The sequence below is a fragment of the Mycobacterium sp. IS-2888 genome, assembly GCF_001954215.1.
Taxonomy (GTDB): domain Bacteria; phylum Actinomycetota; class Actinomycetes; order Mycobacteriales; family Mycobacteriaceae; genus Mycobacterium.
The window spans coordinates 84,534-91,545 of sequence record NZ_MBET01000100.1; the positions used below are offsets into that span (position 1 = coordinate 84,534).

At 67.0% G+C, this 7,012-nt stretch carries 5 protein-coding genes; all 5 read left to right on the forward strand.

All coding sequences use genetic code 11. The features are described from left to right. Position 1: 1 nt before the first annotated feature. Positions 2–1,669 (forward strand): hypothetical protein, encoded by a 1,668-nt coding sequence (locus tag A5745_RS20310; protein ID WP_076118453.1) that lies wholly within the window; start codon positions 2–4, stop codon positions 1,667–1,669. A 29-nt stretch (positions 1,670–1,698) separates the two neighbouring features. Beyond that, positions 1,699–3,372: a hypothetical protein gene (locus A5745_RS20315; protein WP_254848626.1), complete on the forward strand. Its 1,674-nt coding sequence runs from the start codon at positions 1,699–1,701 to the stop codon at positions 3,370–3,372. Positions 3,373–3,516: 144 nt separating this feature from the next. Further along, entirely contained in the window at positions 3,517–4,971 is a 1,455-nt protein-coding gene (locus A5745_RS20320; RefSeq protein WP_076118455.1) for a polysaccharide biosynthesis tyrosine autokinase, read from the forward strand. Then, entirely contained in the window at positions 4,968–6,464 is a 1,497-nt protein-coding gene (locus tag A5745_RS20325; RefSeq protein ID WP_076118458.1) for an O-antigen ligase family protein, read from the forward strand. Before A5745_RS20320 ends, A5745_RS20325 begins: the two co-directional genes overlap by 4 nt. Positions 6,465–6,521: 57 nt before the next feature. Next, a partial coding sequence (locus A5745_RS20330) for a glycosyltransferase (RefSeq protein ID WP_139329707.1) occupies positions 6,522–7,012 on the forward strand: 491 nt, incomplete at its 3' end.

The window sequence follows — 7,012 nt, forward strand, 5'->3', positions numbered from 1 at the left end:
GATGTTTCGTCCATCGAAGAAAAGCGTGCTGGCCGCTGTCGTCTGCACAATCGCACTGGTGCTGGACGGATGCGGCGGGCACAACGACCCCGGACCGCTTTCCGCGATGGTCAGCCCGGCCATACCGCCGACCGTCCAAGAGATTTCTAATCCGCTGCGCGGGCAGTACGAGGATCTACTGAATCCCCTTTTCCCGCAGGGTAATCCGGCCCAGCAGCGCTATCCGGCGTGGCCCGCGTCGTATGACGCGAGCCTGCGGGTGTCGTGGCGGCAATTGCAGCCCACCGATCCGCACACCCTGCCCCCCGACGCGCCCGACGATCGCAAGTTCGATTTCAGCGCGATCGACGACGCGCTGACGAAGCTGGCCAGCCGAAACATGCGGATGACTCTGCGCGCGTACGCGTACAGCTCGTGCTGCAACGACTCGGGCAACCCCAACATCGCGATCCCCGACTGGATGCGCCCGGCGGCCACCACCTATTCCGGGCCGCCGAACGGTTCCGCGGCGGGGGTGACGCAGGTGGTGCCGAACTGGAACAACCTCGATTACCTCGACGGCTTCTCCCAACTGCTGGCCGCGCTGGGCCGGCGCTACGACGGCGACGAAAGGCTCAGCGTTTTCGAGTTTTCCGGCTACGGGGATTCCAGCGGCAACGACGTCGCCTATCTGCGCGACGCGCTGGGAGCTCCAGGCCCGTCGCCCGACGACAGCGTGGCGATGCTGGGGTACTACAGCCAGTTTCGTGATCAGAGCATCACCAACGCATCGATTCGGCGGCTCGTGGCGGCGAACGTCGACGCGTTCCCCCACACGCAATTGGTCGTCACCCCGCAGAACCCGGAGATCGTTCGCGAGCTGCTCGCCGACGACGTCACCAAGAAACTGTCCGCGCCGGTGGGCATCCGTTCGGATTGCCTCGGCGTCCAGGACCCGCTGCCGGCCTGGGCCGAGTCCAACGACTCTCACTATGTGCGCACCAACGATGCGGTGGTCAACGCGATCAAGCAGCGGCTGACCTCGGCGCTGGTGATCAGCGAATGGTGCCAGCTACCGAGCGGCGCCGACCCGCGGGCCTACTACGAGAAGGGACTGCACGACGTCATCCGATACCACGTGTCGATGACGTCGAGCGCCAAATTCCCGGACCGGGACGCGACTTCGGCGATGGACGCGAACTTGTATGTGCTCTGGGCCAAGGCCAATGCGTCGGCCGGCTATCAGTATTCGGTCGAGGCGCGCCCGGGCTCGCAGTCGATCCAGGGCAAGGTGGCGAGCATTTCCGTCGTCTGGACCAACTACGGCTCCGCGGCCGCGACCGAACAGTGGACGCCCGGCTACAAGCTGGTCGATTTCTCGGGAGCTGTGGTCCGGACCGTGCCGGCGACGGTGAACCTCAAGACGCTGGCTCACGACGACTCCAGCCAATCGCGCGAGGAGCCGGTCCCCGCCCCGGCGACCGAGTCGGTTCACGTCGACCTGACGGGCTTGGCGCCGGGACATTACACGCTGCGCGCATCCGTTGACTGGCAACAGCACAAGCCGGGCGCCTCACACGTGGTGAACTACGCCCCCATGGCGCTGGCCCGCGACGGCCGCGACGGATCGGGCATGTATCCGATTGCGACACTAGATATTCCGCGCGACTCTTCAACGAATGGCCAATGATTCGCCGGGCGCGATCTAGCATCGCAACGATGATCCGAATACTGGGGAAGCGCACGGCGGCCATTGCCGTGTGCGCGGCACTGGCCCTCAGCGGGTGTAGCAGCCGCAGTAACCCCGAGCCGCTGATCCCGATCGCCAGTCCGGCCATCCCGTTGACCGAGCAGGAGATCCCCAACCCGCTGCGCGGTCAGTACGAGGACCTCTTGATGCCGCTTTTCCCGCAAAGCAATACGGCGCAGCACTATCCGGCGTGGCCCGCGTCGTACGACGCGAGTCAGCGGGTGTCGTGGCGGCAGTTGCAACCCACCGATCCGCGCACGCTGCCCCCCGACGCGCCGGACGACCGCAAGTTCGATTTCAGCGCGATCGACGACGCGCTGGCGAAGCTGGCCGGGCGCAACATGCGGCTGACGCTGCGCGTGTACGCCTACAACTCCTGTTGCGACGCCACCTATCCGAACAACACCAACATCGCGGTGCCCGACTGGATGCGATCGGCGACCACCAGCTATACGGGGCCCGAACGTTATTGGTGGACGCCCGGGGTGACACAGGTCGTGCCCAACTGGAACGACCCGAACTACCTGGAGGCGTTCGGCCAGCTGCTGGCCGCGCTGGGCCGGCGCTACGACGGCGACGAGCGGCTCAGCGTTTTCGAGTTCTCCGGCTACGGGGATTTCAGCGAGAACCACATCGCGTATCTGCGAGACAAGCTGGGCGCACCCGGTGCGTCCCCCGAAGACAGCGAGGCGCGGCTGGGCTATTACAGCCAGTTTCGCGACCAGAGCATCACGAAAGCGGCCATCGGGCAGCTCGTCGCGGCGAACGTCGCCGCGTTCCCCCGCACGCAACTGGTCACGACCGCGCTCAACCCGGAAATCGTGCGCCAGTTACTCGCCGACGATGTCACCAAGAAACTGTCGGCGCCGGTGGGCATCCGCTCGGATTGCCTGGGCGTGTTCGCGCCGTTGCCGGTGTGGGCCGAGTCGGACAAGTCGCATTACGTGGAGTCGAAGGATCCGCTCGTCGGCGCAATCAGGGACCGGCTGGCCTCGGCGCTGGTAATCACCGAGTGGTGCCAGCTGCCGGCCGGCACCGATCCGCGGTCCTATTACGAGAAGGGCCTGCACGACGTCGTCCGCTATCGCGTGTCGATGACGTCGAGTTTCAACTTCCCGGATCGGGACTCCAGCACCTCGATGAACCCGGCGCTGTACCTGCTGTGGGCCCAGGCCAACGTGGCCGCCGGCTACCGGTATTCGGTCGAGGCGCGGCCCGGCTCGCAATCGACGCAGGGCAAGGTGGCGACCGTCTCGGCGGTGTGGACCAACTACGGCTCGGCGGCCGCGACCGAGAACTGGGTGCCCGGCTACCGGCTGGTGGATTTCTCGGGGGCGGTCGTTCGGACCCTGCCGGCAACGGTCAACCTCAAGGCTCTTGGCCAGGGGCAGACCGGCGACAACCCCGGCAAGGAACCGGTGCCGGCGTCGTCAACCGAGGCCGTTCACATCGACATGTCCGGCCTGGCGCCGGGGCGCTACACGCTGCGTGCCGCCGCGGAATGGCAGCAGCACAAGCCGCTCGCGTCGCACGTGGTGAACTACCCGCCGATGCGGATGGCCCGCGACGACCGGGACGAATCGGGCTGGTATCCGATCGCGACGCTCGACATACCGCGCGATGCGGTCACGCCCGAACGCTGAAACAAAGGAGGCTGGACACCGCTAATAGCGATTCTGACGATGCCGCATGACGATGCTGCATAATGTGCGAAACTTTGCGCGGCGGGTGAGCAGTAAACGGAATCGATGCTATTCGCGTGGCGTCGGCTCAGAGAGGTTTAGTGGATGGATTTCCGCACCTTTATCCGGGTCATGTTCGCGCACTGGAAACTGTTCGTGGGCGCGCTGCTGGCGTGCACGATCGGCGCTGCGGCCCTGACGGCGTTTCAGACCAAGCACTATCAGTCGTCGGCCACGGTCCTCATCTCGTTTTCCGGCGCTACCGACCTGACCGAGTTGTACAACGGCACGCTGACGGCTCAGGAACGGCTGTCGTCGTACGCCCAGATCGCCGGCGGACGAACGGTGGCGGAGCGCGCGGTGGCTCAGCTCCAGGTCCCCATCAGCCCCGATGCACTGGTGAACCAAACCCAGGTGAAATACACCGCGAAATCGATGCTGTTCACGATCAGCGTCAAAGACACCGATGCGACGCGTTCCGCGGCGCTCGCGGGCGCGATGGCCGATCAATTCGCCGCGATCGTCGGGACGCTCGGCGTGAATCCGGGGCCGAGCGGGCCGGTAGCCGTCGGCACGCGACCCGAGGCGGGCGAGCCCACCCCGGCTCCGGGCCAGCCGACGGAAGTGCCTGCGCCGCAACAGCCGATGGCCAAAGGAACGCCGGTGGCAAGGGCGAGGGTGGTGGAGGCGCCACGGGTGCCCGACGGTCCGATCACGCCGTCGCCGGTGCGCAACACGGTGATGGGGTTCACCGCCGGGCTGCTCCTGGCCATCGCGGTAGCGCTGACCCGCGAGGCCAGCGATCGCACCGTGCGCACCCGCGAAAAGCTCGAAGAACTTTCGGGCCTGCCGACCCTGGCCGAACTGCCCGGAAAGCGTGGCAGCGCACCGCGGTTCGGCACCGACATCGCATTCGACGACGCCGTGCGCGGCTTCATCGCAAGGCTGCGCAGGGCGATGGGACCCGAGGCCCGCCGCGTGCTGGTGGCCGCGCCGTTCGGCGGCGAGGGAACCACGACCACGGTGCTCAACCTGTCGCGGGCACTGGCCGAACTCGGGCAGGACATACTCATCGTCGAAGGCGACACCCGCCGCCCCGTGATTGCCGGGTTGCTGAAAGTCGAATCGGGCGAGGGCCTGAGCCACGCCCTGGCCAGCCCGGAAATCGCCACGGAAGCCGTGAAGCCGACCCCGATTTCGAGGCTGTTCCTGCTCGGATCGCGGTCGCAGCGCCGCGAGACCTCGCCCTGCAGCGCCTACCCGCCGGAAGTGATCGACAACGTGCTGAAGAACCTGTCGTCACGTTTCGACCTGACAGTGGTCGACGGGCCGCCCGTGCTGGCGACGGCCGACACCGCTCTACTGGCCGGCGCCGTTCAGGCCACGGTCTTGGTCGTCCGGGCAAAGCGAACCACCTTCGACGAACTCAAAGACGCGTTAACCGCCTTGCGCGCGGCCGGCGCCCAGATAGTCGGCACCGTGCTGACCGACGCCCGGCCATCCGTGCACAGCAGGGCCGCCGCCCGCAGCTACCGGGCGAAGGTCAGCAGGCCGGCGTGATCCCCTACCTGCCGGGCCGGCCTCGCCTGGTGATCGACGGAATTCTGCTGGCGCTGTTCGTGTTTGGCTGCTTTGTCTTCGGCGTGCTCTCGGTGCGCCGAACCACCGAGGGCGTACTGCTGATCGCCGCGTTGTTCTGTCTGGTCGTGTACTGGGTGAAGCCGGAAGGGATGGTGGGGGTCACGCTCTTCGGGGCGTTCGCGGCGCTGCCCGAAGGGTTGCACGTCGGCAAGGTGATCGGGCCGGTGGCGATCTACGCGTACCAGGTGACCGCGGTGCTCGCGATCTGCTACCTGCTCCCGATCGTGCGGCTGCGGTTCGCCGATTTTCGGCTGCCGCTGATATTCACCACGGCCGTGCTCATCTTCACCGCCGTCGGATTCGAGATGAGACATGACGCCGAAATGGTGGTGCGCGAATCGACGACCCTGCTCGAAATGGTCGTCGGCTTCGTGCTGGCGTTGTTGATCGTCTACGGCGGCTACCTCAAATGGACGATCCGCGTCATAATCGTGATCCTGTGGTTTTCGGCGGGCATGGCCATCGTGAGTTCGTTGCATGCCATCCGGCTGGCCGGCCGGGCGGAAAGCCTGGAGGGGACGACGGGCGCCGGGCAGGCGCTGCGCATCGTGCTGTCCACCCAGACGCCGGCCACCGCGGTGCTGAGCGCCCTGATCGCCGCGGCGATCATCGGCCGGGTGCGGCCCGCCATGTTCTTCGCGCTGGGGCCGCCCGCGTTGGTGATTTCGCTGCTGTCCTTCGCCCGCAACACGCTGATCGCCGTCGCGGTGGCCGCCGCCGTCGCCTTCCTCGCCAGCTTCGGCTGGGCGGCACTGCGCCGGACGGCGACCGTCGCCGCGGTCAGTACGGCGATCTTCGCGGTGACGGTGCCCGGATCGCTGTTCCTGCTGCAGCATTCGGAGGCCGGCGCGTGGCTCAGCGATCAGTTCACCGCGTTCAACCAGCGGGTGCTTGGCGGGGTTACGAAAAGTGCTCTCGCCGTGGACGAGTCGACGCTGGACCGGCTGCGGGAAGTCGCCCGGCTCAACCAGGCCATCGCGCAGGCGCCGGTGTTCGGCCACGGTCTGGGCTACGCCTACCAATTGCCGTCCGGGAACGACCCCAATGCCTTCGCCTGGAAGCTGGGCCCCACCTACTCGCACCTCTTCTACCAGTGGTGGCTGGCCAAAGCCGGGGCGGTGGGCATGGCGGTTTTCGCGTGGTTCGCGCTCACACCGGTCGTCCGGGCGTTCCGCTGTGCGTCGGTGCCGGGCAAGATCAGCGCGGCGGTCGGCGCCGGCCTGCTCGCGATCTCCGCGGTGTGGCCGTTGCCGGAGATGCCGATGGACGCCCTGGCCCTCGGTCTCGCCCTGGGCGCGGCGATGGCCTTTGCCGGCCTGCGAGACAGGGGCCAGGACGAGGGCCAGCCCGATTTCGGTCACGGGCCGGTTAAAAGCGGTGAGTTTGCCACCGTTTCGGCCGACCGCGGCTGACAAGCTGATCTATGTTGACCGTGTGGTCGATTTGCTGTGGGACCTAGCCGGGCGACGATGATCGCGGTCATTCACGTGGGGCCGGACATGTACAGCTTCGGTGGGACGCAGTCGGTCATCCGGGTCATCCGCGACAACAACATCGGCGCGGACGACATCCGCGTCCTGTCGACGTGGAACGGGCGGCGCCACTCGAAGAGCCTCGTTCTCACGGCGCGTGCCGGGCTGGCACTGGCCCGGGCCCCCCGCGCGGCCCTCGTGCACTTCCACATCTCGAACGGCGGAGCGTGGTTGCGCGAAGGATCGTTGATCCGGCTGGCGAGGGCCCGGGGTTTCCGGGTGATCATCACCATCCACGGCTCCGATTTTCCCGAGTTCGCCCGCTCGCACCCTCGCTTCGTCGGCGCCACGCTGAACCGCGCGGACCACGTGATCCTGTTGTCGGAAGAAGCGCGTGCCGCGGCGCTGGAGGTGGCGCCGACGGTCCCAACCTCGGTGGTGGCGAATCCGATTGTGATCGATCGGGATTCGCCCGGCGGCAGCACCAC